1 pseudogene is annotated in these 548 nt (G+C 57.1%); it reads right to left on the bottom strand.

Features of this window, described 5'->3' with window-relative positions:
* A pseudogene (locus AC07Y2_RS28765) lies at positions 1 to 548 on the bottom strand (hypothetical protein); the annotation flags it as partial.

The raw sequence follows: 548 nt of genomic DNA, 5'->3' as shown, positions 1-548 counted from the left end.
ACCAGCAGCAATGGATTACCCGCCAGTTTTTCCAGATCAATGATGCTCGCGTCATCACCGGGATAGTCCTCTTTACGTTCAAGCAGAATTGGCATTGGAAGTAAGACGCCATCCAGATCCTCATCCACACTCTGCACCGGCGACCACGGCGCATCAGTGTCCGGGCCGTTGCCGAGCTGATCGTTGACGGTGTAGGAGAAATGCAGCTTATGATCCAGCCGTTTTGCCTTGTCCAGATAGTCGCGGGTGATGGTGAAGCAAATGGTAATGGGGATTTCGTCACCGGGATTCGGCGGTTGCGGCGCCTGATTCCGATTGACCCTGGGCTTGGGCTCCAGCAGTTCGCCATTGCACTTGAGGGTGATGAGGTCATACGCCCGGCAATATGGATAGGCAACGCACACCTCGGCGCTGACGAAATCCGGGCCGACGCCGTTCTTGATCTCATCGGGCAGTAGCAATTTGAGTTCGGAGTGGCCGCCGGGGTCGGTCAGGCGATCCTTCAGGCCGGGACGGATGCGGTTATAGAGTATTTCGAGCGGGGGCGT

It is taken from the genome of Pseudomonas sp. GW456-12-1-14-TSB6 (assembly GCF_059424205.1).
Note: the sequence above shows the minus strand (reverse complement) of the source record. Positions and strands in the feature narration are given on the sequence as shown.